We start from the raw sequence: 25878 nt of genomic DNA, 5'->3' as shown, positions 1-25878 counted from the left end.
CGACCGAGGGACAGATCCGATGCAGAACGATCCGCTGCGAAACGATGCACATGACCCGTACCTGATCATCTCCTCCGACTGCCACGCCGGACTCCCCACCGAGCGCTACCGGCCCTATCTGGACCCCGCCTACCACCGCGACTTCGACGAGTTCCTCGGCCAGCGCGACGCCCGCCGCGAGTCGATGACCCGGCTCGGGGTCCGCAACGAGGCCTTCGCCACCAAGTGGTTCACGGACAACGAGGAAGGACTGCGGGGCGGCTGGGACACCGCCCAGCGGCTCAAGGAACTGGACGGCGACGGGGTGGCGGCCGAGGTCGTCTTCCCCGACGCGGACGCCGTCGACAGCCAGACCGCGGCCCCCTTCGGGGTCGGCCTCGGACTCTCCGGGGACCAGGACCCGGCGCTCGGCATGGCGGGTGCGCAGGCGCACAACCGGTGGCTCGCCGAGTTCGTCGGCGAGAACCCCGAACGGCACTGCGGGGTCGCCCTGCTGCCCATCACGGGCGCCGTCGACAAGGTCGTCGCCGAGGTGCACCGGGCCAAGGAGTCCGGGCTCGGCGCACTGATGATCCCCTCGATGTGGGTGGACAAGGCCCCGTACCACGACCGGCGTTACGACCCGGTGTGGGCGGCCGCAGCCGAGACGGGGATGCCGCTGGTCACCCACTCCGGGGCGGCGCCCCACCACGAGTACGGCGACCACCTGGGCATCTACGTCAGCGAGGTCACCTGGTGGCCGTCGCGCCCGCTGTGGTTCCTGCTCTGGTCGGGGGTCTTCGAGCGGCACCCCGGGCTGAAGTTCGGCATCGCGGAATCGGGCTGCTGGTGGCTGCCCAACCAGCTGTGGTTCATGGACCGGCTCTACCTCGGCGCGCACGGCGGCAAGAAGCTCTCGCCGTTCGCCGAGCTGAAGCGCCCGCCGAGCGAGTACCTGGACCGGCAGGTCTTCATCTGCGCCACCAACACCAAGCGCCGCGAACTCGCCCAGCGCTACGAGATCGGCGTCGACAACATCCTCTGGGGCAGCGACTTCCCGCACCCCGAGGGCACCTGGCCCAAGACCCGCGAATGGCTCAGGAACACCTTCCACGACATCCCGGTGGCGGAGACCCGCCGGATGCTGGGCCTGGCCGCCGCCGACGTCTTCGGCTTCGACACCGACAAGCTGGCCCCGCTGGCCCGCCGGATCGGACCCACCCCCGAGGAACTCGGCCAGAGCGAGGACCAGGCGGGCGTCGAACTCAGCTGGTCCACATCCCGTGAGGTGGGCCGCCACTGGCTGACCGGCCACGACTTCCCGCGGCTGGGGGTGGAGTGATGGACCGGAACCCGGACCGGGCCGTGACGTCTCACTACACCGTCATCTCCGCCGACTGCCACGCCGGCGCCGACCTCCTCGACTACAGGCCGTACCTGGAGAAGAAGCACCACGCCGACTTTGACGCCTGGGCGGCCACCTACGTCAACCCCTACGAGGACCTCCTCGCCGACACCGCCGACCGCAACTGGAACTCCGCCCGCCGGCTCGCCGAGCTGGAGGCGGACGGCATCGTCGCCGAGGTCGTCTTCCCCAACACCATCCCGCCGTTCTTCCCCGCCGCCTCCCTGCTGGCCCCGGTGCCCACCCGCGCCGAGTACGAGCAGCGCTGGGCGGGCCTGCGCGCCCACAACCGGTGGCTGGAGGACTTCTGCGCGGACGCGCCGGGCCGCCGCGCGGGCGTCGCGCAGATCCTCCTCAACGACGTCGACGAGGCGGTACGGGAGATCCGGCGCACCAAGGAGGCAGGGCTCACCGGCGGTGTCCTGCTGCCCGGGGTGCCGCCGGGATCCGGCATCCCGGAGCTCTACTCGGCGGTGTACGACCCGATATGGGCGGTCTGCGCGGAACTGGAGGTCCCGGTCAACCACCACGGCGGCTCGGCCTCCCCGCCACTGGGCGACGAACCGGCCGCCCGCGCCGTCTTCATGGTCGAGACCACCTGGTTCTCGCACCGGGCGCTCTGGCACCTGATCTTCGGCGGCGCCTTCAAGCGCCACCCGGGGCTCAGGCTGGTCCTCACTGAGCAGGGTTCCGGGTGGATCCCCGGCATCGTCGAGATGCTCGACTACTACCACTCGCGGCTCGTCTCGGCGGCGTCGAAGGCGGCCACCGCGGAGTCCAAGTTCGGGGCGGGCCTCGCCGCCTCGATGGGCGCCAGTCCCACCGAGGTCTGGCGGGACAACTGCTTCGTCGGCGCCAGCTTCATGCGCCCGCACGAGGTGCCGCTGCGGGACCGGATCGGCCTCGACAAGATCATGTGGGGCAGCGACTACCCGCACGACGAGGGCACCGCCCCCTACTCCCGCGAAGGCCTGCGGATCGCGTACGCCGGGCTGCCGCCCCAGGAGGTCGCCGCGATGGTCGGCGGCAACGCGGCCCGGGTCTACGGCTTCGACCTGACGGCCCTCGACGCCGTCGCCGCCAAGGTGGGCCCGACCGTCGAGGAGATCGCCCGCCCCCTGGAGCAGGTCCCGGCCGACGCGACCAGCCCCGCCTTCGCCCCCGGTGGGTCGGTACGCGTCTGGTGACCCGCCACCTGGCATCGTCCCCGCCATGACGGACGAATCCAGCAAGGACAGCGGCACGTTCGAACCGCACCACCAGGACCTCGGCTCCCGCCTCAACTGGCTCAGGGCCGGGGTCCTCGGCGCGAACGACGGCATCGTCTCCACCGCAGGCCTCGTGGTCGGCGTGGCCGGTGCGACCGACTCCCGTGAGACCCTCCTGACCGCCGGTCTGGCCGGGCTGCTCGCCGGGTCCCTGTCGATGGCGGCGGGGGAGTACGTCTCGGTGTCCACCCAGCGCGACGCGGAGAAGGCCGCCATCGACCTGGAGAAACGCGAACTGCGCGAACAGCCCGAGCAGGAACTCGACGAGCTGACCGAACTCCTCGAACACCGGGGCCTGGCCCCCGACCTGGCCCGCGACGCCGCCCAGCAGCTCACCGAACGCGACGCGCTGCGCGCCCACGCGCGCGTGGAGCTCAACATCGACCCCGACGCCCTCACCAACCCCTGGCACGCCGCCTGGGCCAGCTTCATCGCCTTCACCGTCGGCGCCCTGCTGCCGCTGCTCGCGATCGTCCTGCCGCCGCAGACCTGGCGGCTGCCGGTGACCGTGCTCTCCGTGCTGGCGGCACTGGCCTGCACGGGCTGGGGCAGCGCCCGCCTGGGAGCGGCCCCGCCGCGCCCGGCGGTGTGGCGGACGATGGCGGGCGGCGCGGTCGCGATGGGAGTGACGTACCTGGTGGGCACACTGCTGGGCTCGGTCGGCGCCTGAGGGCACGGCCGCACACCGGAGCCGGGGCGGTCCGCACGGTTCCGCCACGGCCCCGGTTCGGCCACCATGGGACGTATGCCGAACCACGAGCGAAACGAGACAACTCCCCACCCCACCCCGCGATTCGACGCCCTGGTCGCCGAGGCCGGCCGGATAGCCGTCGGCCTCGGACACCGTCACACCGGGGCCGAGCACCTGATGCTGGCGCTGCTGCGCGACCCCGACGCCGTACCGACCCAGGTGCTCTCCGAGATGGCCGACCCCGCCCAGATCGACAAGCGGCTGCTCGACCTCGTCACCTCGCCGACGTACCACGAGAACCGGCACACGGACCGGCCACGCTCCTGACGAAATCTCTTACATACTTGTCGGTAACAACCCCTAGTCGGGCCCCCGCCCGCGGCTCTATCGTCTGGGCATGCCGAACCTGCCCGATGTCGTGCTGTGGTCGATACCGGCCTTCGTCCTGCTCACCGTGCTCGAAATAGTGAGCTACCGCCTGCACCCCGACGAGGACGCCGAGGGGTACGAGACCAAAGACGCCGCCACCAGCATCACCATGGGGCTCGGCAGCATCGGGTTCGACCTCCTGTGGAAGATCCCGATCGTCGCGATCTACACCGCGGTGTACGAGCTGACGCCCGCCCGCATCCCGGTGCTCTGGTGGACGATCCCGCTGATGCTGCTCGCCCAGGACTTCTTCTACTACTGGTCGCACCGGGGCCACCACGTCGTCCGCATCCTGTGGGCCTGCCACGTGGTCCACCACTCCAGCCGGAAGTTCAACTTCACCACCGCGCTGCGCCAGCCCTGGACGTCGCTCACCGTCTGGCCGTTCTACCTGCCGCTGATCGCCTGCGGCGTCCACCCGGCGGCGCTCGCCTTCTGCTCGTCGGCGAACCTCGTCTACCAGTTCTGGGTGCACACCGAGCGGGTCGGCAAGCTGCCGCGCCCCTTCGAGTACGTCCTCAACACCCCCTCGCACCACCGCGTGCACCACGCCTCGCAGGGCGGCTACCTGGACCGCAACTTCGGCGGCATCCTGATCGTCTGGGACCGCGTCTTCCGCTCCTTCGTGGCCGAGGACGAGCGCCCCGTCTACGGGCTGACCAAGAACATCGGCACCTACAACCCGCTGCGCGTCGCCACCCACGAGTACGCCGCCATCGCCCGCGACGTACGCAACGCGAAGACCTGGCGCGAGCGCGGCGGACGGGTCTTCGGCGGACCGGGCTGGCAGCCGAAGGAGACGGCGTCCGCAGGGCCGGCGGAGACCGCTCCGGCCGGGCCGGCGGAGACCGCTCCCGCCCAGCAGCCGGAGCCCGCCGCATGAGCGCGCCCACGCCTCCGCCCGCGATCCCGGACACGGCTTCGGCCCCGGCGCGCCGCGAGCGGCTGGTCCGCCCCCTCCTCGTCGCCTTCCTCGTCGCCACGGCCGTCGACCTCGCGGGCCTCCTCTCGGGCGTCTGGACGGTGCACGCCGCCGCCAAGCCGCTGCTGATGCCGCTGCTCATCGGGTACGTCGCCGCACGCGGCGGCCCGCGCCTGCTGATGGCGGCGCTGTTCTTCGGCTGGGGCGGCGACCTGGCGCTGCTCTTCGACGCGGACCCGGCGTTCATGATCGGCATGGGCTCCTTCGCCGTCGGCCACGTCTGCTACCTGCTCCTCTTCCGGAGCGCGGCGATGAGCCGCCCGCTCGGCGGCGGCTACGCGGTCGCGCTCGTCGCGGTGGTGACCCTGCTGTGGCCCGACCTCCCCGCCGAACTGCGCGTCCCGGTCGCCGGGTACAGCCTGCTGCTGACCGTCATGGCCTTCCGGTCCGGCGGGCTGGGGCGCCTGGCGGGTATCGGCGGAGCCCTCTTCCTGCTCTCCGACACCCTCATCGCGACCGGTGTCGCCGAGTGGCCGCAGCTGCCCGCGCCGGACTTCTGGGTGATGGCCACCTACGCCGCCGCCCAGCTCCTGCTCGCCCTCGGCGTGCTCGGGGCGGCGTCGGCCCCGGCCGCCGGGACCCGCCGCGCCGAGGTGCCGACCCAGGCGTACGGTGAACGGAGCACTGCCCTCTGACCAGCAAGGACGCACCTCATGCGGGCCACCGTCATCCATGCCCCCGGCGACATACGGATCGAGGAGGTGCCCGATCCGCGCATCCAGCTGCCGACCGATGTGGTCGTACGGGTGCTGCGCGCCTGTATCTGCGGCAGCGACCTGTGGGCGTACCGGGGCGAGTCCGCCCGGCAGCCCGGGCAGCGCATCGGGCACGAGTTCCTGGGCGTGGTCGAGGAGGCGGGCCCCGAGGTACGGGCCTTCAAGGCCGGTGACCTCGTGGTGGCGCCCTTCGTCTGGTCGGACGGAACCTGCGACTACTGCGCCGAAGGGCTGATGACCTCCTGCCCGCAGGGCGGATTCTGGGGTTCCGTCGGCTCCGACGGCGGCCAGGGCGAGGCAGTCCGGGTACCGCTCGCCGACGGCACCCTCGTCGGACTCCCCGCCGACGCCGCCTCCGACGACCGGCTGCTGACCGCGCTGGTCACCCTCGCCGACGTCATGGGCACCGGACACCACGCAGCCGTCGGCGCCGCCGTGCGCCCCGGTGCGACCGTCGCGGTGGTCGGCGACGGGGCGGTGGGCCTGTGCGGGGTGCTGGCCGCCAAGCGGATGGGCGCCGACCGGATCATCGCGATGGGCCGCCACCGGACCCGTACCGACCTCGCCCGCACCTTCGGCGCCACCGACGTGGTCGCCGCGCGCGGCGAGGAAGCGGTCGACGCCGTACGGGAGTTGACCGGCGGCGAGGGCGTGCACTCGGTGATCGAGGCCGTCGGCACCGAACAGTCCATGCACACCGCCGTCGCCATCGCCCGCGACGGCGGCGCGATCGGCTACGTCGGCGTCCCGCACGGCAGCGCCACCGGGCTCGACCTGGGCGTCATGTTCGGCCGCAACATCGCGCTGCGCGGGGGAGTGGCGCCGGTCCGCGCGTACATCCCGGAACTGCTCGCCGACGTGCTCGACGGCACCATCGACCCCTCGCCCGTCTTCGACCTCACCGTCGGCCTCGACGGAGTGCCGGACGGCTACAAGGCGATGGACACACGGACCGCACTCAAGGTGCTGGTCAAGCCGTAGCCCGCGGAGGGACGAGGGAGGGGCCGGCCGGCGTGCTGCCGGTCGGCCCCTCTTCCTGCTGATACCGCCTAGCGGACCGCGCGCAGGGCGTCGATGATGCCGGCTCCGTAGAAGCCGTTGTCGTTGGTCGAGCCGTCGCAGACGGCGTCGATCTTGCCGTCCTTGTTGATGTCGTACGGCTCACCGCACGGCACGCTCTCGGCCTGCGTCGTCAGCATCCGCTCCAGCTGGCGCGGGGTGGCGTTCGGGTGCGTCGACTTCAGCAGCGCCAGGACGCCCGAGACGTGCGGGGACGCCATCGAGGTGCCGCGCTTGTAGCCGTAGCCGCCGCCCGGCAGGGTCGACAGGATGTTGCCGTCGACCGCGGGGCCTTCCGGCGCCTGGTACTTGGTCTGGTCGCCGCCCGGGGCGGTGATGTCGACGACGCCCTTGCCGTAGTTGGAGTACGACGACTTGATGCCCTTGGCGCCGGTCGCCGAGACCGTCACCACGTCATCGAGCTGCATCGGGATGTCGAGGCACTTCTTCGGGTCGATGGTCCGGGGGACCGGCGTCCCGTCGTTGGGGCTCGACTTGTCGACGAACTCCTTGTCGAGGTCGAAGTTCGAGTTGCCCGCCGAGGCGACCGAGATGGTGCCCTTCTTGTACGCGTACCGCTGGGCGCGGTCGACGGCGTCCACCAGGGCGCCCTGGTCCGGGTCGTCCTTGCAGTTGAACATCCACGGGTCGACGAAGTAGCTGTTGTTCGTGACGTCCGCACCGTGCTCGGCGGCGTACATGAAGGCACAGACGACGGCCTCGGTGTAGAACGAGCCGCTCGCGTCGGCGACCTTGATGCCGGAGACCCGGACGTTCGGGGCCACGCCGGTGACGCCGACACCGTTCTTCGCGGCGGCGATGGTGCCCGCCACGTGGGTGCCGTGGTCGGACTCGCCGGTCTTCGGGCGCCAGGTGCCGGGGGTGGTGTCCGCGACGCCGCCGACGCAGTTCGCGGAGCCCTTGGCGTCGAAGTTCGGCGCCAGGTCCGGGTGGGTGTCGTCCACGCCGGTGTCGATGACCGTGACGTTGACCTTCTTGCTGCCCAGCGTCTTCTGGTGGGCCTTGTCCGCGCGGATCGCGGGCAGCGCCCACAGCAGCGGCTCCAGCGGATCCTCGGCCCTGGTGGCCTTCTTGGCCGCGGCCTGCGCCTCGCTCGCCGTCAGGCGGTCGGTGGCGCCCTCGTCGGTGGTGGCGGCCACCGTCATCGGCTTGGTGCGGGTCGCGCCCGCCGACTCCACGCCCCGTACCTGGCGGATCTGCTTCCCGAACTCCGGGTTCTGGGAGGTGGCGACGATGACGCCTATCTTGTCGTAGCTGATCACGATGGTGCCGCCGGCCTTGGCTATCGCCTTCTTGACCGACTTCGCCGAGCCGCCCTCGACGTTCACGACGTACGACAGCTTCGGGCCGTCGGCCCGGGGCGCGGGAGCGGCGGACGGGGCGTCCGCCGCGGGCGCGGCCGTCGCCGAGGTCATCGGCAGGAAGCCGAGCGAGGCAGTCAGTGCCAGACCGACGGGCAGCGCCAGTGCGCGCGACCGTCTGGTTCCCAGATGAGCCATGGGTTCTCCACATCATCCGTGCCGAACGTCCCACCGCACAGCTGCGGTTGGACGGGTACATGACCAGCGAAGTTATCTCTGATCAGGGCACCGCATCAATGAGTTCGGAAAAGAAAACGCGTCGGCTGAACCGAGTCGCCGCGCGCGCCGTGCCGTTGTCAGGGGGAGGCAGCACCATCCACCCCTTCCAGTGAGGTCATTTTGCCGAGCCCCACCACCACACCCACGTCGCGAGGAGAGTCCGTGACCAGCGATGCACCACCGCCCCAGGGCGGCCCGGAGACCAGCCCGGCCGGGCCCACGACGGAGCAGTTCGTCGAGGTGCAGGAGAGCGCGGAATTCGGCGAACTGCGCCGTGCCCACCGCTCCTTCGCCTTCCCCCTCACCATCGCGTTCATCGCCTGGTACCTGCTGTACGTACTGATGTCGAACTACGCCGGCGGCTTCATGGGCACCAAGCTCTTCGGCAACATCAACGTGGCGCTCGTCTTCGGACTCGCCCAGTTCCTGACGACCTTCCTCATCGCCTGGTTCTACTCGCGGCACGCGGCGACCAAGCTGGACCCGAAGGCCGCAGCGATCAAGTCGCGCCTGGAGGCCGGAGAATGAGCACGCAGAACATCGGCCGGCAGGTCATCGCCCCGGACGGCACGCTCTGGCAGCTGGCCGCCGACGGCGGGGCCGGCGAGCACCGCGGCCTGATCATGACCCTCTTCGGGCTGTTCGTCGTCGCGACCCTCGTCATCACCGTCTGGGCGGGCAAGCAGACCAAGAGCGCGTCCGACTTCTACGCGGGCGGCCGGCAGTTCACCGGCTTCCAGAACGGTCTGGCGATCTCCGGCGACTACATGTCCGCCGCGTCGTTCCTCGGCATCGCCGGATCCATCGCCCTCTTCGGCTACGACGGCTTCCTCTACTCCATCGGCTTCCTGGTCGCCTGGCTGGTCGCGCTGCTCCTGGTCGCCGAACCGCTGCGCAACTCCGGCCGCTACACGATGGGCGACGTCCTCGCGTACCGGATGAAGCAGCGCCCGGTCCGCACGGCGGCGGGCACCTCCACCATCGTCGTGTCGATCTTCTACCTGCTGGCCCAGATGGCGGGCGCGGGCGTCCTCGTCTCGCTGCTGCTGGGCATCACCAGCGACGGCGGCAAGATCGCCATCGTCGCCCTGGTCGGCGTCCTGATGATCGTCTACGTCACCATCGGCGGCATGAAGGGCACCACCTGGGTGCAGATGGTCAAGGCGGTGCTGCTGATCGCGGGCACCGTGCTGATCACCTTCCTGATCCTGCTGAAGTTCAACTTCAACGTCTCCGAGCTGCTCGGCGCCGCCGCCACCAACAGCGGCAAGGGCGCCGCCTTCCTGGAGCCGGGGCTGAAGTACGGCGTCAGCGGGATGTCCAAGCTGGACTTCCTCTCGCTCGGCATCGCCCTGGTCCTGGGCACCGCCGGACTGCCGCACATCCTGATCCGCTTCTACACGGTGCCCACCTCCCAGGCCGCCCGTAAGTCCGTGAACTGGGCGATCGGCATCATCGGCGCCTTCTACCTGATGACGATCGTGCTGGGCTTCGGCGCCGCCGCCCTGCTCAAGCCGGGCGACATCACCGCCTCCAACAAGGCGGGCAACACCGCCGCCCCGCTCGCCGCCCTGGAGATCGGCGGCGGCTCGGGCTCCACCGGCGGTGCGATCCTGCTCGCCGTGATCTCGGCGGTCGCCTTCGCGACGATCCTCGCGGTCGTCGCCGGACTCACCCTCGCCTCGTCGTCCTCGTTCGCGCACGACATCTACGCGAACGTCATCCGGCGCGGCAAGGCCACCGAGAAGGAGGAGATGAAGGCGGCCCGCTGGGCCACCGTCCTGATCGGCATCGTCTCCATCGCCCTGGGCGCGCTCGCCCGCGACCTCAACGTGGCCGGCCTGGTCGCGCTGGCCTTCGCGGTCGCCGCCTCCGCCAACCTGCCGACGATCCTCTACAGCCTGTTCTGGAAGAAGTTCACCACCCAGGGCGCCCTGTGGTCGATCTACGGCGGTCTCTTCGCCTCGGTCTTCCTGGTGCTCTTCTCGCCGGTCGTCTCCGGCAAGCCGACCTCGATGTTCAAGGGCGTCGACTTCGCCTGGTTCCCGCTGGAGAACCCGGGCCTGATCTCGATCCCGCTGGGCTTCCTGCTCGGCTGGCTCGGCTCGGTCCTCTCCAAGGAAACCGCCGACAAGGGCAAGTACGCCGAGCTGGAGGTCAAGTCCCTCACCGGAACCGGGGCGCACTGACCGGATCCGTTCGTACGTCTCTCGTACGTCTCCTCCAGGGCCGCGTCGTAGAGTCCTACGACGCGGCCCACTGGTGCCTCGTGGCAATCGGCCCACGAACGTTGTCAGTGCGGTCGCGTAGTGTCGAAAGCAACAGTCACCTATCGGGGAGGGGGCCAGAAGTGCTCATCGACACCTACGGCCGGGTCGCCACCGACCTGCGCGTTTCACTCACGGACAAGTGCAACCTGCGCTGTACGTACTGCATGCCCGAAGAGGGCCTCCAGTGGCTCGGCAAGCAGGAGCTGCTCTCCGACGACGAGATCGTGCGCCTGATCCGCATCGCCGTCACCGACCTGGGCATCACCGAGGTCCGCTTCACCGGCGGCGAACCGCTGCTCCGTCCCGGCCTGGTCGGGATCGTCGAGCGCTGCGCCGCCCTGGAGCCCCGCCCGAGGATGTCGCTGACCACCAACGGCATCGGCCTCAAGCGCACCGCCGGCGCCCTCAAGGCGGCCGGCCTGGACCGGGTGAACGTCTCCCTGGACACCCTGCGCCCCGACGTCTTCAAGACCCTCACCCGCCGTGACCGCCACCAGGACGTCCTGGACGGCATGGCCGCCGCCCGCGAGGCGGGCCTCACCCCGGTCAAGGTCAACGCCGTACTGATGCCCGGGCTCAACGACGACGAGGCCCCCGACCTCCTCGCCTGGGCCGTGGCGAACGACTACGAGCTGCGTTTCATCGAGCAGATGCCGCTGGATGCCCAGCACGGCTGGAAGCGCGACGGAATGATCACCGCCGGTGACATCCTGGCCTCGCTGCGCACCCGCTTCACCCTCACCGAGGAGGGCGAGCGCGAGCGTGGCTCCGCACCCGCCGAGCGCTGGGTGGTGGACGGCGGGCCGCACCGGGTCGGTGTGATCGCCTCGGTGACCCGCCCGTTCTGCGGGGCCTGCGACCGCACCAGGCTCACGGCCGACGGCCAGGTCCGCACCTGCCTCTTCGCCCGCGAGGAGTCCGACCTGCGGGCGGCCCTGCGCTCGGACGCCACCGACGGGGACATCGCCGAGCTGTGGAAGACGGCCATGTGGGGCAAGAAGGCGGGCTCGGGCCTCGACGACCCGACGTTCCTCCAGCCCGACCGCCCGATGTCGGCGATCGGCGGCTAGGGCTTCTCAGAGCCCTCGGGCTGCTCCCACTCGGCGAACGGCACGACGTCCTTCAGGAAGCCCCGCAGGTCCAGGAAGTGCGACAGGTGCTCGCGGTGCTCCTCGCACGCGAGCCACGTCTTGCGCCGCTCCGGGGTGTGCAGCTTCGGGTTGTTCCAGGCCAGCACCCAGACCGCGGGCGCACGGCAGCCCTTGCCGGAACAGATGGGGGTTTCGTCACTCACAGCAGATTTCCCAACAGGGGCCACCGGAAAAAGGGCCCTCACAAAGGCGACGCCGAGCAGCCACGGGGGGAGCTGCCCGGCGTCGGTCCGTCGCTCCGACGGGGGATGCGGAGCGCCTACGAAGTATGTCACGGGGTGCGGGGTGTCGTGCACCGGAACTTCATGATTGATCTGAGCTTTTCTTGAGCTTGGGTGGAGCTAAGTAGTCCGCCCCTGGGGCTCGTTGACCGACTCGGCGGGCTCCGGGTCCATGATCCGGCCCTCCAGCGGCGGCCCCAGCGCAGGTCGTACGGGAGCGGGAACGAAGGTCGAGGGCAGCGCCTTCACGGTCTCCCGTCCGGCGTTCGCGATCACCACCGCGACGTACGGCAGCAGCACGCCCAGCGCGAGCGCCACGATCGCCACATGCCGTTCCACGTTCCACAGCACCGCGGCGGCGATGACCGCGACGGTCCTGATCCCCATCGAGATGATGTAGCGGCGCTGCCTGCCCCGCACGTCATCGGCGAGTCCCTGCCGTGCCCCGGTGATCCGGACGACCTCGGCTCCGCGCAGCTTCCGCATACGATCCACCACCCGATTTTTCCCGCCGGACACTCCCCGGTCCGGACCTGGTCCACCGTACGCCCGTGCTCCGACGCGCGGCAGAGCGGGGGCGGCCCGGTGCGACCGGACGTGGACCGGCGTACCGCGTACGGCGGTGTCCGACATGCGCCGTACGGGGGACGCCCCCAGACTTGATCACAGCGCACATCCGCGCCGCTACGAGGAGGCGACATGAGTTGGTTGTGGGCAATCATCGTCGGGCTGGTGCTCGGCCTGATCGCCAAGGCGATCATCCCGGGCAAACAGCAGATCCCGCTCTGGCTGACGACCGTCTTCGGCATCATCGGAGCCGTGGTCGGCAACTGGCTGGCGACCAAGTTCGGCATCAACGAGACCCGGGGCGTCGACTGGGGCCGGCACGCCCTCCAGCTGGTCGGAGCCGTGGTCGTGGTCGGGGTCGGCGATGCGATCTACGCATCGCTGCGCGGCGGCAAACGCAGAACCACCTGAGCACCCGCCCCGTACTCACGGCCGTGGGGGGGGGGGGGGGGGGAGGGGGGGGGGTGGGGGGGGGGGGAGGGGGGGGGGGGGGGGGGGGGGGGGGGGGGGGGGGGGGGGGGGGGGTAGGGGGGGGGGGGGGGGAGCCTCGCGGAAGACGCAAAAACAAAAAAAAAAACACATCAACCCCACCCTCTCTGTCCGCGTGGTATCGCTCCGTCCCCCCCTCCCCCCCCCTCCCCCCCCCCCACGGCCGCGTGCGTCCGGGGTTGGGTCAGGCGCCGGGGTCAGGCGCCGGTGACCTCGATGGCCGCCAGGTTCTTCTTGCCCCTGCGCAGCACCAGCCAGCGGCCGTGCAGCAGCTGGTCGGCGGTGACCTCGGCGTCCTCGGCGGTCACCTTGACGTTGTTCACGTAGGCGCCGCCCTCCTTGATGGTGCGCCGGGCGCCGCCCTTGCTGGGCGCCAGGCCCGCCGCGATCAGCAGGTCCACCACCTGCCCGGGCCCGGCGACCTGCGCGTGCGGCAGCTCGGAGAGCGCCGCCTTCAGCGTCGGCTCGTCGAGGTCGGTCAGCTCGCCCTGCCCGAAGAGGGCCTTGGACGCGGCGATCACCGCGGCGCACTGGTCGGCGCCGTGCACCAGCGTCGTCAGCTCCTCGGCCAGCGCCCGCTGCGCGGCCCGTGCCTGCGGGCGCTCCTCGGTCTGCTGCTCCAGCTCCGTCAGCTCCGCCTGGCTGCGGAAGCTGAGGATCCGCATGTACTTGGAGACGTCCCGGTCGTCCACGTTCAGCCAGAACTGGTAGAACGCGTACGGCGTCGTCATCTCCGGGTCCAGCCAGACGGCCCCGCCCTCGGTCTTGCCGAACTTGGTGCCGTCCGCCTTCGTCATCAGCGGGGTCGCCAGCGCGTGCACGACCGCCTCGGGCTCCACCCGGTGGATCAGGTCGAGACCGGCGGTGAGGTTGCCCCACTGGTCGCTGCCGCCCTGCTGGAGGGTGCAGCCGTGCCGGCGGTAGAGCTCCAGGAAGTCCATGCCCTGGAGCAGCTGGTAGCTGAACTCCGTGTAGCTGATGCCCTGTTCGGACTCCAGACGGCGGGCCACCGAGTCCTTGGTGAGCATCTTGTTGACCCGGAAGTGCTTGCCGATGTCCCGCAGGAACTCGATCGCCGACAGACCGGCGGTCCAGTCCAGGTTGTTCACCATCGTGGCCGGGTTGTCGCCCTCGAAGTCGAGGAACGGCTCGATCTGCGAGCGCAGCCGGTTCACCCACTCCTTGATGGTCTCCGGGTCGTTCAGCGTGCGCTCGGCCGTCGGCCGGGGGTCACCGATCTGCCCGGTCGCCCCGCCCACCAGCGCCAGCGGGCGCAGACCCGCCTGCTGGAGCCTGCGCATGGTGAGCACCTGCACCAGGTGCCCGACGTGCAGGCTCGCGGCGGTCGGGTCGAAGCCGCAATAGAACGTGACGGGGCCGTCCGCGAGCGCCTTGCGCAGTGCGTCTTCGTCCGTGGACTGGGCGAAAAGGCCGCGCCACTTCAGCTCGTCGACGATGTCCGTCACGGTTCTCGTATCTCCTCAAGATGTACGTATTGCTTCGCTGACCGAGGTTAGCCGACCGGGGCCGTACGCCTCGCGGCGATACGGCCCCAGGACCGGAGGAACCGTCGGCCGCTACACGCCCCGGCTGACCGAACTCATGTTGAAGTCCGGCACCCGCAGGGCGGGCATCGCCGCCCTGGTGAAGTAGTCGGCCCACTCGCGCGGCAGCGTCTTCTCGGTGCGCCCCGCCTCCGAAGCACGGGACAGCAGGTCCACCGGGGACTCGTTGAAGCGGAAGTTGTTCACCTCACCGACCACCTCGCCGTTCTCGACGAGATAGACGCCGTCCCTGGTCAGACCGGTCAGCAGCAGCGTCGCCGGATCGACCTCGCGGATGTACCACAGGCAGGTCAGCAGCAGTCCGCGCTCGGTGGAGGCGACCATCTCCTCCAGCGATTTGGTGCCGCCCGCCTCCAGGACCAGGTTCCCGACGTCCGGCGCCACCGGCAGCCCGGTGAGGGCCGCCGAGTGCCGGGTGCTGATCAGCCGCTCCAGCCTGCCGTCCTTGATCCAGTCGGTCGCGGCCAGCGGCAGCCCGTTGTCGAAGACGGAGGAGTCGCCGCCCGAGGAGTGCGCCAGCACGAACGGCGCGGACTCCAGACCGGGCTCGTCCGGGTCGCTGCGCAGCGTCAGCGGCAGCTCGGAAAGGGTGTCGCCGAGCCGGGTCTTCCCGCCGGGCCGGGAGAACACCGTCCGGCCCTCCACCGCGTCCCGCGCCCCCGACGACCACTGCTGGTAGACCAGCAGGTCGGCGACCGCGCTGGGCGGCAGCAGCGTCTCGTACCGCCCGGCGGGCAGGTCGATCCGCCGCTCGGCCCACCGCAGGCGGCGCGCCAGCTCCTCGTCCAGGACCGCCGGGTCGACGTCCTTGAAGTCCCGGGTGGAGCGGCCCGCCCACGCCGACCTGGTGCGGTCGGGCGACTTGGCGTTCAGCTCCAGGGTGCCGTTCGGCTGGTCGTGGCGCAGCCGCACACCGGTCGACGTACCGAGGTAGCTGGTGGTCATCTCGTGGTTCGCGAAGCCGTACAGCTCCCGGCCACCGGCCCTGGCGCGGGCGAAGGCCTCGCCGAGCGCGGGCGCGAACGCGTCGAAGACCGCCGAGGACGTCTCGCCGGGCGCGTCCCGGAAGTCCGCCGACACCGGCACCCCCGACACCAGCGGCTGCGCGTCCTCCGCCGGACCGGCCGCCCTGGCGGCCGCCTCGGCGGCCCGCACCAGCGGCTCCAGCTCGTCCGCCGTCACCGCCGACCGGGAGATCACGCCCGACGCGGTGCCCTGCGCCCCGTCGACGGTCGCGATCACGGTGAGGGACCGGCCCCGGGTCACCCCGTTCGTGGTGAGCGCGTTGCCCGCCCAGCGCAGATTGGCCGACGACTCCTCGTCGGCGATCACCACGCACCCGTCGGTGCTGGACAGCTCCAGCGCCCGCTCGACGATCTCGTACGGCTTGCTGCTCGCGCGGCTCATCGCCCGGCCTCCTGCGTGGTGTTCAGAATGTTGACGCCCCGGAACAGGGCGGAGGGGCAGCCGTGCGAGACCGCCGCGACCTGACCCGGCTGGGCCTTGCCGCAGTTGAAGGCACCGCCCAGGACGTACGTCTGCGGGCCGCCGACCTGCTCCATGGAGCCCCAGAAGTCGGTGGTCGTCGCCTGGTAGGCCACATCGCGCAGCTGGCCCGCCAGCTTCCCGTTCTCGATGCGGAAGAAACGCTGACCGGTGAACTGGAAATTGAAGCGCTGCATGTCGATCGACCACGACCGGTCGCCGACCACGTAGATCCCGCGCTCCACCCCGCCGATCAGGTCCTCCGTCGCCAGACCGCCCGGGTCGGGCTGCAGCGACACGTTCGCCATCCGCTGCACCGGGACGTGCCCGGGGGAGTCGGCGTAGGCGCAGCCGTTGGACCGCTCGAAGCCGGTCAGCCTGGCGATCCTGCGGTCGAGCTGGAAGCCGACCAGGGTGCCGTCCTTCACCAGGTCCCAGGACTGCGCGGCCACGCCCTCGTCGTCGTACCCGATCGTCGCGAGGCCGTGCTCGACGGTGCGGTCACCGGTGACGTTCATGATGTTCGAGCCGTACGCCAGCTTGCCGAGCTGGTCGAAGGTCGCGAAGGAGGTCCCCGCGTAGGCGGCCTCGTACCCCAGTGCCCGGTCGAGCTCGGTGGCGTGCCCGATCGACTCGTGGATGGTCAGCCACAGGTTCGACGGGTCCACGACCAGGTCGTACGCCCCTGCCTGCACGCTCGGCGCCCGCATCTTCGCGGCGAGCAGCGAGGGGATCTCCTCCAGCTCGCCGTCCCAGTCCCAGCCGGTGCCCGTCAGGTACTCCCAGCCGCGCCCGGCCGGCGGGGCGATCGTCCGCATCGAGTCGAACTCGCCGGACGAACCGTCCACCGCCACCGCCGTCAACTGCGGGTGCAGCCGCACCCGTTGCTGCGTCGTCACCGTCCCCGCCGTGTCGGCGTAGAACTTGTTCTCCTGCACGGTCAGCAGCGACGCGTCGACGTGCGCCACCCCGTCCGCCCGCAGCAGCCGGGCGCTCCAGTCGGCGAGCAGCGCCGACTTCTCCTCGCCCGGCACGTCGAAGGGGTTGATCTCGTACGAGGAGACCCAGGTGCGGTCCTCGTGCACCGGCTCGTCCGCCAGCTCCACGCGCTCGTCGGAGCCCGCCGCCTTCAGCACCTTCGCGGACAGCTTCGCCATCGCCACGGCCTGCCCGGCCACCCGCGCCGCGGCGTCCATCGACAGGTCGACACCCGACGCGAACCCCCAGGCCCCGCCGTGCACCACCCGCACCGCGTACCCGAGATCGGTCGAGTCCGATGACCCGGAGGGTTTGGCGTCCCGCAGCCGCCAGGAGGCGCTGCGCACCCGCTCGAACCGGAAGTCGGCGTGCTCGGCCCCCAGCGCACGGGCCCGCGCGAGCGCGGCGTCGGCGAGGGCGCGCAGCGGCAGCGCGAGGAACGAGGGGTCGATGTCGTGGGGGGACTGCGAGGGGTGGGGCGAATGGAGCGGCACGGATGTCTCCTGTCGTCGAGACGAGGTCGACCCGATCATGTCCTGCCGGGGCCCGGTATGCCCAGCGCCTTTCTGTAGGGACCCGACAGCGGTCGGCTGGTGGCGCTGTCAGGGGCCGATTCCCCGTATGAGCCCGGATACCGATAGTTTCGATCAGGACCAGACCGCTATCGAAAGGGTGATCCGTTGAGCCGCTCGGTTCTCGTCACCGGAGGCAACCGGGGCATCGGCCTCGCCATCGCCCGCGCTTTCGCCGACAACGGCGACAGGGTCGCGATCACGTACCGCTCGGGTGATCCGTCGGACCTTGAGAAGGCGGGCTTCCTCGCCGTCAAGTGCGACATCACCGACACCGAGCAGGTGGAGCAGGCCTACAAGGAGATCGAGGAGAAGCACGGTCCCGTGGAGGTGCTGGTCGCCAACGCCGGCGTCACCAAGGACCAGCTCCTGATGCGCATGTCCGAGGAGGACTTCACGTCCGTCCTCGACACCAACCTCACCGGTACCTTCCGCGTCGTGAAGCGGGCCAACCGCGGCATGCTGCGCGCCAAGAAGGGCCGTGTCGTGCTGATCTCCTCGGTGGTGGGCCTGCTGGGCTCCGCCGGGCAGGCGAACTACGCCGCGTCCAAGGCCGGTCTGGTCGGTTTCGCGCGCTCGCTCGCCCGCGAGCTGGGTTCGCGCAACATCACGTTCAACGTAGTCGCGCCCGGGTTCGTCGACACCGACATGACCCAGGTTCTCTCGGAGGAGCAGCGCAAGGGCATCGTCGCCCAGGTGCCGCTCGGCCGTTACGCGAAGCCGGAGGAGATCGCCGCGGCGGTGCAGTTCCTCGCCTCCGACAACGCGTCGTACATCACTGGAGCCGTCATCCCGGTTGACGGCGGATTGGGCATGGGTCACTGATCGCCATGAGCGGAATCCTCGAAGGCAAGAACATCCTCATCACGGGTGTCCTGATGGAGTCCTCCATCGCCTTTCACGCGGCCAAGGTGGCACAGGAGCAGGGTGCCAACGTCATCCTGACCGCCTGGCCCCGCCCGACGCTGACCGAGCGCATCGCCAAGAAACTGCCGAAGCCGGCGAAGGTCATCGAGCTGGACGTGACCAACCAGGAGCACCTGGACCGTCTGGAGGGCCTCGTCCGCGAGGAGCTCGGCGGACTGGACGGCATCGTCCACTCCATCGGCTTCGCCCCGCCGGGCGCCTTCAACTTCCTGGAGGCCACCTTCGAGGACGTGTCGACGGCGATGCACGTCTCCGCGTACTCCCTGAAGTCGCTCACGATGGCCTGCCGCCCGCTGTTCAGCGACGGCGCCTCGGTCGTCGGTCTCACCTTCGACGCGCAGTTCGCCTGGCCGAAGTACGACTGGATGGGCCCGGCCAAGGCCGCGCTGGAGGCCACCAGCCGCTACCTCGCCCGTGACCTGGGCAAGGAGGAGATCCGCTGCAACCTGATCTCCGCGGGCCCGCTCGGCTCCATGGCCGCCAAGTCCATCCCGGGCTTCAACGAACTCGCGGACATCTGGAACACCCGCTCCCCGCTGAACTGGGACATGGGTGACCCGGAGCCGGCCGGCAAGGGCATCGTCGCCCTGCTGTCGGACTTCTTCCCGAAGACGACGGGCGAGATCATCCACGTCGACGGCGGCGTGCACATCATGGGCGCCTGAGCGACAACCCCTGTCGTACGGCCGTGGCCCGGTCCTCCTCCCCCGTACGGGGCGGGGGCCGGGCCACGGCCGCGTCCGGCTACTGCCCGGCATGCTCCCCGTCCCCCGCCGCCAGCCGGTGCAGGCGCAGCGCCAGCTGGATCTCCAGGGCGCGCGCCGGGCTGTTCCAGTCCGGGCCGAGCAGCCGCCCGATCCGCTCCAGCCGCTGCACCACCGTGTTCACGTGCACGTGCAGCGCGTCCTTGGCCCGGGACGGACTCCCGTCGTGCGCGAAGTACGCGTCCAGGGTGCGCAGCAGCTCGGTGCCGCGTTCCGTGTCGTAGTCCCGTACGGGGCCCAGCACGCGCGCGGTGTACGCCGCTACGTCCGCGCGGTCGCCCAACAGCACGCCCAGGAAGCCCAGTTCGGCCAGGTCGGCGCCGTCGCCGGTACGCCCCAGGGCGTGCAGGGCGCGCAGACAGCGGCGCGCCTCCAAGTGTGCGCGGGGGAGCTCCCGTACGCCGGTGACGGGCCCGGCCGCCCCCACGGTGACGGGCGTGCCCAGCGCCGTCGTCAGCTCCCCGGCCAGCTCGCGGGCCGGTGTCCCGGGTCCGGCGGGCGCGACCAGCACCACCAGACCGTCCCGCGTCCCGGCCAGTCCGCCCAGTGCGCGGGCCCGCCGTGCGACGTCCGCCGCCAGCCGGGAACGCACCGGCGGATCGCAGTCCAGTACGGCCACCGCGTGGGGCGCCGCCGGGTCGACGCCGAGCCGCTTGGCGCGCAGCGCGAGACCGGCGCCGGTCCGCCCGCCGGGCGGGGACTCGGACAGCAGGTCGTCGAGCAGCTCGCCGCGCACCCGGTCCTCGGTCTCCGCGACCGAACGGTGCAGCAGCAGGAGCAGCGCGGTGACGAGCCCGGCCCGCTCGAAGAGGCGGAGGTCGGCGTCGGAGAGGGGAGTGGTGCGGCCCGTCAGAACCAGGCTGCCCAGGAGCTCCGCACCGGCGAGGACCGCACAGGTCCAGGCGCCCTCCGCGTACACCGCACGGCCGTGGGTGCGGGATTCGGCGAGGCCCCGAACGGGCGGGGCGGCCGGGCCCTCGCCCACCCGGGCCAGTTCGCTGCCGTCCGTGTCGTGGATGCTGAGCCCGCCCTCCAGGAGCGCCGCGATGGCCGCCGCGACCTCGCCCACCTCGCCGCCGCGCAGCACCAGTTCGGTCAGCCGGTCGTGGGCGTCGGACGCCCGGCGCAGGGCCTCGCTGTGGGCGCGGGCGGTCGCGTTCGCCGCCTCCAGACCGACCAGGGCCGCCCTGGTCTCCTCCATCAGCCGCGCCCCGTCGATGGCGACCGCCGCGTGGTCGGCGAGCGAGCCGAGCAGCGCGATGGCGTCCGGGGTGAAGTCGCGCGGCGCCCGGTCGGCGGCGAACAGCACCCCGATCACCTGCGCGCCCAGCCGCAGCGGCACTCCGAGGATGCCGCGCAGCCCCTCCTCGCCGACCCCGTGGTCGATGGCGTCGGTGTGCCGGAAGCGGTGGTCGGTGCGGTAGTCCCGGCTGGCGTACGGGCGGGCGGTCTGCGCGACCAGCCCGCCGAGACCGTCGCCCATGCCGAGCCGCAGCTGCTGGAAGGCCGCGGAGACGGAGCCGTCGGTGACGCGCATGTAAGTGTCGTGCGCCGCCGGGTCGTTGAGCGTCAGGTACGCGACGTCCGTACGCAGCAGGGTCCTGGCCCGCCGCACGATGGCGCGCAGCACCGCGTCCGGGTCGCGCAGCGCCGCGAGGTCCCCCGCCGTGTCGAACAGGGCGGCCAGTTCCGCCTCGCGCCGCAGGTGCTGGTCGAGGGTGCGGCGGATGGACACGGCGGTGCCGGTCGCGTCGGCGAGCCAGGCCGACTCCGCGGGAGTGCCGGGCACGGCCCGCGCGGCGGGCCCGGCGAGGAGCTCGGCGGGGGCCCCGGCCGCGAGCAGCTCCAGCAGCTCGCGCAGGACGGCGGCGGGAGAACCGGGCGGGGGCGCACCTGGCGCGGGGGCGTCGGGGGAGGGGCGGTCGGACATGGCGCGGGGCTCTCCTCAGTGGTCGGCGCCCGGAGACTCGGCCCGGCGGATCCGGCCCGGACGGCCCCAGCCTGCCGTCTTCCGCCCGCGAGCGGCAGACCGGGGTCCGGTCCGGCTCCGATCCGGGCCCGTGCCCGGGCCCGAAGTCCGTGCCCGGGCCCGAAGTCCGTGCCCGAGTCCGGGCCGTGCCCGAGTCCGGGGCCGGGCCCCTGCCCGGGGGGCCGTGCCCGTGCGCGTGCCCGGGGGTCCGTGGCCGCGCCCGCGCCCGGGTCCGGGTCCGGGTCCGGGAAGAATCCCCCGCGGTCAGGTGCGCTCGGAGGCGGTGGCGCTCACCGCGGCGGAATCCGGCACGACCTTCCTCCCGGCACCGCCACCCGCACCGGCCGCGTCCCGCGTCAGGTCCCGCCCCCTGGTCTCCCGTATCACCGCCACCGTCACCGTCGTCACCACCGCCGCCGCACACAGGTACAGGCTCAGCGGCACCGAGGAGCCGAAGTCCTTCAGCAGCTCGACCGCGATGATCGGCGCCAGCGCCCCCGCCACGATCGACGCCAGCTGGGAGCCCATCGACGCCCCCGAGTACCGCACCTTGGTGTCGAACATCTCCGAGATGAACGCCGCCTGCGGCCCGTACATCGCGCCGTGCAGCAGCAGTCCGACCGTCACCGACACCGTGATCACCAGGAACGACCTGCTGTCCAGCAGCGCGAAGAAGGCGAACGCCCAGGCGGCCATCCCCACCGAACCGATCAGCGTCACCGGCCGCCGCCCGATCCGGTCCGACAGCGCGCCCCACAACGGGATCGTCACGAAGTGCACGGCCGAGCCGATCAGGACCGCGTTGAGGGCGGTGCTCTTGGGGAGCCCGAGGTGGGTGGTGACGTACACCAGGAGGAAGGAGGTGAGGAGGTAGTACGAGATGTTCTCGCCGAAGCGGACCCCGATCGCCGCCAGCACCTCGCGCCAGCTGCGCCGGAACACCTCGACCACCGGCGCCTTCTCCTCGACCGCCTCACCGCGCGCGGCCCGTGCGTCCGCCTCCGCCTTCGCGGCCAGGAAGACCGGCGACTCCGACACGGACACCCGTATCCACAGCCCGATCACCACCAGCACCCCGGACAGCAGGAACGGAATCCGCCACCCCCACGACAGGAACGCCTCCTCCGACTGCACGGCCGCCAGCAGCGCCAGCACACCGGTCGCCAGGAGGTTGCCGCCGGGCGCTCCGGCCTGCGGCCAACTCGCCCAGAAACCACGGTGCTTGTCGCCGCCGTGCTCGGAGACGATCAGCACCGCCCCGCCCCACTCGCCGCCGAGCGCGAAGCCCTGCACCAGCCGGAGCACGGTCAGCAGGACCGGGGCGCCGACGCCGATGGACCCGTACGTCGGCAGCAGACCCATCGCGAAGGTCGCGCCGCCCATCAGCAGCAGGCTGACGACCAGCAGTTTCTTACGGCCGATCCGGTCGCCGAAGTGCCCGAAGACGATCCCGCCGAGCGGCCGGGCGGCGAAGCCGATCGCGTACGTCACGAAGGCGATCAGGGTGCCGACCAGGGGGTCGGAGGTCGGGAAGAACAGGGTGTTGAACACCAGGGCGGCGGCCGACCCGTAGAGGAAGAAGTCGTACCACTCGATGGTGGTGCCGATCAGGCTCGCGCCGACGATACGGGCGATGCCGCCGCGCCCGGCGGGTGCCGGGGCGGTCGTGGCGTCAGTCATGGAAGTCACCGGATTTCGCAGTGGGCCAGTAGGCGGGGAGGGGAGCGAGAGGGTGTGGAGCTCAGGTACTCAGCCGGCGGTCCAGCCGCCGTCCATCGGCAGTGAAGTCCCGTTGACGAAACCGGAGTCGGGCCCGCACAGCCACAGCACCGCCGCCGCCACCTCCGCCGTGTCGAGCAGCCGTTTCACGGGGGTGCGGGCCAGGAGCACGTCGGAGAGCACCTCGTCGGGGCTGATGCCGTGCGCCGTCGCCTGGTCGCGGATCTGGCCCTCGACCAGGGGGGTACGCACATAGCCGGGGCTGACGCAGTTGCTGGTCACCCCGTGCGGCGCCCCCTCCAGGGCGGTCACCTTGCTCAGGCCCTCCAGGGCGTGCTTGGCGGTGACGTAGGCGCTCTTGTACGGGCTGGCGCGCAGGCCGTGCACGCTGGAGATGTTCACCACCCGCCCCCAGCCGGCCCCGTACATGTGCGGCAGCACCCGGCGCAGCAGCAGGAAGGGCGCGGTGACCATCACCCGCTGGATCAACTCGAAGCGCTCGGGCGGGAATTCGGTGAGCGGTGCGACGTGCTGCAGCCCGGCGTTGTTGACCAGGATGTCGACCTCGGCGGGGAGGGTCTCGATCGCCCGGGGGTCCGCGAGGTCCACCACGTGGGCGGACCCGCCGCACTCGGCGGCGGCCGCCTTCGCCGCTTCGGCGTCCCGGTCGACCACGTGCACATGTGCCCCCGCCCGCGAGAGGGCGAGGGCACAGGCCCGGCCGATGCCACTGCCACCACCGGTCACCAGGGCACTCCGGCCGCTGAATATGCTCGTCATGGCCGGAAACAGTAGGGGCGCCCCAGACCGCCTCCCATGGTGCGGCACCCCACAATGACGGGGCGCGGTATGGCGGCAGGCACCAGGCCTCTACCCGAGCAGCCTCCGTGCCGTGGCCACCCGTTCCTCCGCGACCCGGATCCGTACGCCGTGGAAGTCCGGGCCGCGCGTCGCGTCCAGCGCCATCCGCGAGGTGGTCCCGTTCGCCGTCGACGACGGGTCGAGCGGGCTCCCGGGAAGGCCGTCGACCACGAACACGTCGCGGTGCGGCTGCAGATGCGTGGCCATCGCCCACAGCACCTGCGCGTCCTGGGTGACGTCCACGTCCTCGTCCACCGCCACGACCGTCTTCAGATACGGGTCCCAGCCCAGCAGCCCCAGCATGATCTGCCTGGCCTGCCCGGGGCGCGAGGCCCGCATCGCCACATACGCATGGAAGTGCGTCCCCGACGTCGGGTAGTACAACGCCGTGACCTCGGGAAACCGCTCCCGCAGCTTCTGCGCCATCTCCGACTCGCGCGGAATGCGGGCCAGGTTGAGATGCTCGTCCGTGTTCCCGCCGACCACGTCCATCAGCAGGGGGTCGGCCCGCCGCAGCACCGTCCGCACCGTCAGCACGTCATTGGTCGACCGGTCGGAGGAGTACCCCGAGAACTCCCCGAAGGGCCCCTCCTCCGCGTGCCGCGCCGGATCGAGGTACCCCTCCAGGACGATCTCCGCGCTCGCCGGCACCCGTATCCCGTACTCCGGCGTCCGTACGACCTCCAGCGGCGCGCCGAACAGCCCGCCCGCCACGTCCCGTTCGTCCTGGTCCGCCCCCAGCCGCGCCGACGCCGCCAGCATGAACAGCGGATGCCCGCCCAGCACCAGCGCCACCGGCAGCCGCTCCCCGCGCTCCTCGGCCATCCGCAGCAACTGCCACAGGTGGCCGCGCGAGTGCAGGCTCGTCGCCAGTTCGTCGCGGCCGTGCACCATCGAGCGGTGGTAGCTCAGATTGCCCGCGCGGCCGGGCGGCGCGTAGGAGGGGGCCTCCGCCGCGATGATCCCGCTGGTGATGTACGGGGCCCGGTCCGACGCGAAGTGCCGGATCAGCGGCAGCGCGGCGAGGTCGACGTCGTCGCCGGACTCGACCACCTCCAGGACGGGACCGTCCGCCACCACCTTCGGCTCGCAGGCCCGCGCCGAAGCCGCCTGGTACGCCGCGTGCAACCCCGCCGGGTCCGTACCGAGCAGCCGGGCGACGCGCCGCCGCGAGGCGAAGACGTTGGTGACGACCGGGGTGTCCAGCCCCGCCACGTCCCGGCAGACCAGCAGTTCCTCCCGCCCCCGTGCCGCCAGCTCCATGGCCAGCGCCGCCACGTCCTCGCCGTCCAGCTTCTCCTCGACGGTCAGGACGTCTTCCGGGTGCTCCGCCTCGTACGTACGCAGGAACTCCCGCAGGTCCTGCGAGACCTCAGTGCGTGTCACAGCACACCCCGGCCGGCTTCTCCGCGCCGAACATCTCGCCCCACTCGGGTGCCACGACGACAAGCCCCAGCAGCTCCAGTCCGGTACGGATCGCCACCCGCGCCCCGTCGTACACCGGCTTTCCCAACTCCCGCTCCACCAGGGCCGCCACGGGTGCCACCGGCAGCTCCGTCCCCGCGACCACGATGCACTGCGCGTCCAGCGAGTCCGCTTCCTTCAGCGCCCTGCGCACCCGCGACACCGGCAGCTCAGCCGCCTCCCGTGCGGTCGCCAGACCCAGCGCCGTCACCGACGCGATCTTGAACCCGGCCGCGAGATACGTGTCCGCCAGCCGCCCCGCCGTCTGCTCGTTGCCCGCCGACACCAGTGCCAGCGACACGATGTCCCGCCGCGACAGCAGATCGATCTGGCCGAGCGTGACCGTCGAGGCCCGTACCCCCGTGACCTCCTCCACCCAGCGTGCCATCGCCCGCCCGTGTGCCGCCCCGTGCAGGTCCGCCGAGCTGCCGCCCCACACCACCGCGCTCACCCCGGCATCCGCCAACTGTGAGGCCGCGCGCGTCAGTTCACCGGACTGCGCCGGGGCGATCGCCGGGCCGCTCAGCACTTCCGGGAGCGAGGCGCGGGCGATCGGATGGGTCACCTCGATGGAGACCGGCTTGCAGATCTGGGCCACCCAGCGCTCGACGCCGACGCTGGTGGAGGGAACGAGATGACCGATGCGCTGCTGCATGGCGACACCACTTTTCTCAGGCGAAGAAGAGGGAGCTACGTACCGACAAGGAGAGTTGTACGGAGAAGGGGCGGCCCCGAGCCTCCCGAGC

Annotated in this window: 24 protein-coding genes; 13 read left to right on the top strand and 11 right to left on the bottom strand. The window is 71.4% G+C overall.

Annotated elements, in window-relative coordinates; translation table 11 throughout:
- Positions 1 to 19 precede the first annotated feature (19 nt).
- The 7 genes from ACZ5PB_RS27615 (at position 20) to ACZ5PB_RS27585 (ending at position 6451) form a co-directional block, all read left to right on the top strand.
- Positions 20 to 1321: an amidohydrolase family protein gene (locus ACZ5PB_RS27615; RefSeq protein WP_468694650.1), complete on the top strand. Its 1302-nt coding sequence runs from the start codon at positions 20 to 22 to the stop codon at positions 1319 to 1321.
- A complete protein-coding gene (locus tag ACZ5PB_RS27610) occupies positions 1321 to 2571 on the top strand; it encodes an amidohydrolase family protein (RefSeq protein ID WP_468694648.1) in 1251 nt (416 codons plus the stop codon). The genes ACZ5PB_RS27615 and ACZ5PB_RS27610 overlap by 1 nt, the downstream gene beginning before the upstream one ends.
- A 25-nt stretch (positions 2572 to 2596) precedes the next feature.
- Positions 2597 to 3322 carry a VIT1/CCC1 transporter family protein gene (locus ACZ5PB_RS27605; RefSeq protein ID WP_468694646.1) on the top strand — a complete coding sequence of 242 codons (726 nt, stop codon included), beginning with the start codon at positions 2597 to 2599 and terminating at the stop codon, positions 3320 to 3322.
- A gap of 75 nt (positions 3323 to 3397) precedes the next feature.
- Positions 3398 to 3670 carry a Clp protease N-terminal domain-containing protein gene (locus ACZ5PB_RS27600; RefSeq protein WP_468694644.1) on the top strand — a complete coding sequence of 91 codons (273 nt, stop codon included), beginning with the start codon at positions 3398 to 3400 and terminating at the stop codon, positions 3668 to 3670.
- Between the two features lie 70 nt (positions 3671 to 3740).
- Positions 3741 to 4655 carry a sterol desaturase family protein gene (locus tag ACZ5PB_RS27595; protein ID WP_468694642.1) on the top strand — a complete coding sequence of 305 codons (915 nt, stop codon included), beginning with the start codon at positions 3741 to 3743 and terminating at the stop codon, positions 4653 to 4655.
- Complete coding sequence (locus ACZ5PB_RS27590; RefSeq protein WP_468694641.1) at positions 4652 to 5389, top strand: lysoplasmalogenase; 738 nt, start codon at positions 4652 to 4654, stop codon at positions 5387 to 5389. Before ACZ5PB_RS27595 ends, ACZ5PB_RS27590 begins: the two co-directional genes overlap by 4 nt.
- A gap of 18 nt (positions 5390 to 5407) precedes the next feature.
- Positions 5408 to 6451: a zinc-dependent alcohol dehydrogenase family protein gene (locus tag ACZ5PB_RS27585; RefSeq protein WP_468694639.1), complete on the top strand. Its 1044-nt coding sequence runs from the start codon at positions 5408 to 5410 to the stop codon at positions 6449 to 6451.
- Between the two features lie 68 nt (positions 6452 to 6519).
- Here the strand turns inward: ACZ5PB_RS27585 and ACZ5PB_RS27580 are convergent, their stop codons facing one another.
- A complete protein-coding gene (locus ACZ5PB_RS27580; protein WP_468694637.1) occupies positions 6520 to 8049 on the bottom strand; it encodes a S8 family serine peptidase in 1530 nt (509 codons plus the stop codon).
- Between the two features lie 243 nt (positions 8050 to 8292).
- Between ACZ5PB_RS27580 and ACZ5PB_RS27575 the strand changes: the two genes are divergently transcribed.
- The 3 genes from ACZ5PB_RS27575 (at position 8293) to moaA (ending at position 11470) form a co-directional block, all read left to right on the top strand.
- Positions 8293 to 8658, top strand: a complete 366-nt coding sequence (locus ACZ5PB_RS27575; RefSeq protein WP_468694635.1) for a DUF485 domain-containing protein — start codon at positions 8293 to 8295, stop codon at positions 8656 to 8658.
- Positions 8655 to 10319 carry a solute symporter family protein gene (locus ACZ5PB_RS27570; protein ID WP_468694633.1) on the top strand — a complete coding sequence of 555 codons (1665 nt, stop codon included), beginning with the start codon at positions 8655 to 8657 and terminating at the stop codon, positions 10317 to 10319. Before ACZ5PB_RS27575 ends, ACZ5PB_RS27570 begins: the two co-directional genes overlap by 4 nt.
- A 161-nt stretch (positions 10320 to 10480) precedes the next feature.
- Entirely contained in the window at positions 10481 to 11470 is a 990-nt protein-coding gene (gene moaA / locus ACZ5PB_RS27565) for a GTP 3',8-cyclase MoaA (protein WP_468694631.1), read from the top strand.
- On the opposite strand, the gene ACZ5PB_RS27560 is transcribed toward moaA, so the two are convergent.
- Positions 11467 to 11694: a hypothetical protein gene (locus ACZ5PB_RS27560; RefSeq protein ID WP_468694629.1), complete on the bottom strand. Its 228-nt coding sequence runs from the start codon at positions 11692 to 11694 to the stop codon at positions 11467 to 11469. The two genes, moaA and ACZ5PB_RS27560, sit on opposite strands and share 4 nt — an antisense overlap.
- Before the next feature lie 198 nt (positions 11695 to 11892).
- Positions 11893 to 12258: a DUF3099 domain-containing protein gene (locus ACZ5PB_RS27555; protein ID WP_468694915.1), complete on the bottom strand. Its 366-nt coding sequence runs from the start codon at positions 12256 to 12258 to the stop codon at positions 11893 to 11895.
- A 213-nt stretch (positions 12259 to 12471) separates the two neighbouring features.
- On the opposite strand from ACZ5PB_RS27555, the gene ACZ5PB_RS27550 reads away from it, so the two are divergent.
- Entirely contained in the window at positions 12472 to 12750 is a 279-nt protein-coding gene (locus tag ACZ5PB_RS27550) for a GlsB/YeaQ/YmgE family stress response membrane protein (RefSeq protein WP_468694627.1), read from the top strand.
- A gap of 275 nt (positions 12751 to 13025) precedes the next feature.
- Here the strand turns inward: ACZ5PB_RS27550 and tyrS are convergent, their stop codons facing one another.
- The 3 genes from tyrS to ACZ5PB_RS27535 form a co-directional block, all read right to left on the bottom strand.
- Complete coding sequence (gene tyrS / locus ACZ5PB_RS27545) at positions 13026 to 14294, bottom strand: tyrosine--tRNA ligase (protein ID WP_468694626.1); 1269 nt, start codon at positions 14292 to 14294, stop codon at positions 13026 to 13028.
- A 111-nt stretch (positions 14295 to 14405) separates the two neighbouring features.
- The gene (locus ACZ5PB_RS27540; protein WP_468694624.1) at positions 14406 to 15800 is read right to left on the bottom strand and encodes a metallopeptidase TldD-related protein; all 1395 of its coding nucleotides are present in this window, start codon (positions 15798 to 15800) and stop codon (positions 14406 to 14408) included.
- Positions 15797 to 17350 (bottom strand): TldD/PmbA family protein, encoded by a 1554-nt coding sequence (locus ACZ5PB_RS27535; protein ID WP_468694622.1) that lies wholly within the window; start codon positions 17348 to 17350, stop codon positions 15797 to 15799. Before ACZ5PB_RS27535 ends, ACZ5PB_RS27540 begins: the two co-directional genes overlap by 4 nt.
- A gap of 186 nt (positions 17351 to 17536) precedes the next feature.
- Here ACZ5PB_RS27535 and fabG point away from each other — a divergent pair, with 186 nt between their 5' ends.
- The gene (gene fabG / locus ACZ5PB_RS27530) at positions 17537 to 18253 is read left to right on the top strand and encodes a 3-oxoacyl-[acyl-carrier-protein] reductase (RefSeq protein ID WP_468694621.1); all 717 of its coding nucleotides are present in this window, start codon (positions 17537 to 17539) and stop codon (positions 18251 to 18253) included.
- Between the two features lie 5 nt (positions 18254 to 18258).
- Positions 18259 to 19020: an enoyl-ACP reductase FabI gene (gene fabI, locus ACZ5PB_RS27525; protein ID WP_468694620.1), complete on the top strand. Its 762-nt coding sequence runs from the start codon at positions 18259 to 18261 to the stop codon at positions 19018 to 19020.
- Between the two features lie 79 nt (positions 19021 to 19099).
- On the opposite strand, the gene ACZ5PB_RS27520 is transcribed toward fabI, so the two are convergent.
- The 5 genes from ACZ5PB_RS27520 to ACZ5PB_RS27500 form a co-directional block, all read right to left on the bottom strand.
- On the bottom strand, positions 19100 to 21049 hold the full coding sequence (locus ACZ5PB_RS27520) for a helix-turn-helix domain-containing protein (RefSeq protein ID WP_468694619.1): 1950 nt from the start codon (positions 21047 to 21049) through the stop codon (positions 19100 to 19102).
- 303 nt (positions 21050 to 21352) lie between these two features.
- Positions 21353 to 22768, bottom strand: coding sequence for an MFS transporter (locus tag ACZ5PB_RS27515; RefSeq protein ID WP_468694617.1), 1416 nt, complete (start codon positions 22766 to 22768; stop codon positions 21353 to 21355).
- A 69-nt stretch (positions 22769 to 22837) separates the two neighbouring features.
- A complete protein-coding gene (locus tag ACZ5PB_RS27510; RefSeq protein ID WP_468694616.1) occupies positions 22838 to 23587 on the bottom strand; it encodes a 3-hydroxybutyrate dehydrogenase in 750 nt (249 codons plus the stop codon).
- Positions 23588 to 23677: 90 nt separating this feature from the next.
- A complete protein-coding gene (locus ACZ5PB_RS27505; protein WP_468694613.1) occupies positions 23678 to 25054 on the bottom strand; it encodes a UbiD family decarboxylase in 1377 nt (458 codons plus the stop codon).
- Positions 25041 to 25787, bottom strand: a complete 747-nt coding sequence (locus tag ACZ5PB_RS27500) for an aspartate racemase/maleate isomerase family protein (protein WP_468694610.1) — start codon at positions 25785 to 25787, stop codon at positions 25041 to 25043. Before ACZ5PB_RS27500 ends, ACZ5PB_RS27505 begins: the two co-directional genes overlap by 14 nt.
- Positions 25788 to 25878: the final 91 nt, after the last annotated feature.

It is taken from the genome of Streptomyces sp. NPDC032721 (assembly GCF_055579625.1).
Note: the sequence above shows the minus strand (reverse complement) of the source record. Positions and strands in the feature narration are given on the sequence as shown.

Coding starts and splice junctions, on each gene's coding strand:
- fabI (WP_468694620.1), top strand. CDS start 18,259: ATGAGCGGAATCCTCGAAGGCAAGAACATCCTCATCACGGGTGTCCTG.
- ACZ5PB_RS27610 (WP_468694648.1), top strand. CDS start 1,321: ATGGACCGGAACCCGGACCGGGCCGTGACGTCTCACTACACCGTCATC.
- ACZ5PB_RS27540 (WP_468694624.1), bottom strand. CDS start 15,800: ATGAGCCGCGCGAGCAGCAAGCCGTACGAGATCGTCGAGCGGGCGCTG.
- ACZ5PB_RS27590 (WP_468694641.1), top strand. CDS start 4,652: ATGAGCGCGCCCACGCCTCCGCCCGCGATCCCGGACACGGCTTCGGCC.
- ACZ5PB_RS27585 (WP_468694639.1), top strand. CDS start 5,408: ATGCGGGCCACCGTCATCCATGCCCCCGGCGACATACGGATCGAGGAG.
- ACZ5PB_RS27605 (WP_468694646.1), top strand. CDS start 2,597: ATGACGGACGAATCCAGCAAGGACAGCGGCACGTTCGAACCGCACCAC.
- ACZ5PB_RS27555 (WP_468694915.1), bottom strand. CDS start 12,258: ATGCGGAAGCTGCGCGGAGCCGAGGTCGTCCGGATCACCGGGGCACGG.
- ACZ5PB_RS27600 (WP_468694644.1), top strand. CDS start 3,398: ATGCCGAACCACGAGCGAAACGAGACAACTCCCCACCCCACCCCGCGA.
- ACZ5PB_RS27520 (WP_468694619.1), bottom strand. CDS start 21,049: ATGTCCGACCGCCCCTCCCCCGACGCCCCCGCGCCAGGTGCGCCCCCG.
- ACZ5PB_RS27515 (WP_468694617.1), bottom strand. CDS start 22,768: ATGACTGACGCCACGACCGCCCCGGCACCCGCCGGGCGCGGCGGCATC.
- ACZ5PB_RS27580 (WP_468694637.1), bottom strand. CDS start 8,049: ATGGCTCATCTGGGAACCAGACGGTCGCGCGCACTGGCGCTGCCCGTC.
- ACZ5PB_RS27500 (WP_468694610.1), bottom strand. CDS start 25,787: ATGCAGCAGCGCATCGGTCATCTCGTTCCCTCCACCAGCGTCGGCGTC.
- ACZ5PB_RS27550 (WP_468694627.1), top strand. CDS start 12,472: ATGAGTTGGTTGTGGGCAATCATCGTCGGGCTGGTGCTCGGCCTGATC.
- ACZ5PB_RS27595 (WP_468694642.1), top strand. CDS start 3,741: ATGCCGAACCTGCCCGATGTCGTGCTGTGGTCGATACCGGCCTTCGTC.
- ACZ5PB_RS27510 (WP_468694616.1), bottom strand. CDS start 23,587: ATGACGAGCATATTCAGCGGCCGGAGTGCCCTGGTGACCGGTGGTGGC.
- ACZ5PB_RS27570 (WP_468694633.1), top strand. CDS start 8,655: ATGAGCACGCAGAACATCGGCCGGCAGGTCATCGCCCCGGACGGCACG.
- ACZ5PB_RS27615 (WP_468694650.1), top strand. CDS start 20: ATGCAGAACGATCCGCTGCGAAACGATGCACATGACCCGTACCTGATC.